1 protein-coding gene is annotated in these 516 nt (G+C 57.0%); it reads left to right on the top strand.

Features of this window, described 5'->3' with window-relative positions; genetic code table 11:
• Positions 1–174: 174 nt before the first annotated feature.
• A partial coding sequence (locus tag AC066S_RS39120) for a hypothetical protein (RefSeq protein WP_478271950.1) occupies positions 175–516 on the top strand: 342 nt, incomplete at its 3' end.

The following is a 516-nucleotide window of genomic DNA, read 5'->3' on the forward strand; positions in this document are numbered from 1 at the left end:
GTCGAATCCATAGCCGAAGTGCCGCCTACCGCTGAGGTTCTACTCGACTTATGGCTTGACGAGAGCTCCATGTCAGATCGTCTCCCAATAGGTTTGAAGGGAGAGCCGTCATATAGGTACTTCTGGAGCACGTGGTTGCAGTATTTACGGTCCGGTCGAAATGGAGCCGAGCCTTTGGCGATTGAGTGGTACGACGTCACTGGTGCGATCGTCGCGGGTTTCCTTCAAAGTGGCCCTGCGGGGCGTAAGCCGGGAACAGGTGTCAGCGATATAACGCGTCGACGGTATTGGCGGTTGCTTGAACGAATTTACGATTTCGCCGTCCGGAAGAACTGGATTGCGTCCAACCCCGCGAAAGCGTTGGAAGAAGGAGAGCGCCCGCCGATCGAGAACTCTCTGGGTGCAATTGCCACTCCTCAGGTTTGGGCGGCCTTGCAGTCCATTTTGGCACTTGCCCCTGACGGCGCTGGGCCTGTCGAGTTGCGCAATCGCGCTTTGCTCCTTTGTGTGACCGAG

The organism is Bradyrhizobium sp. CFUWI, assembly GCF_056429085.1.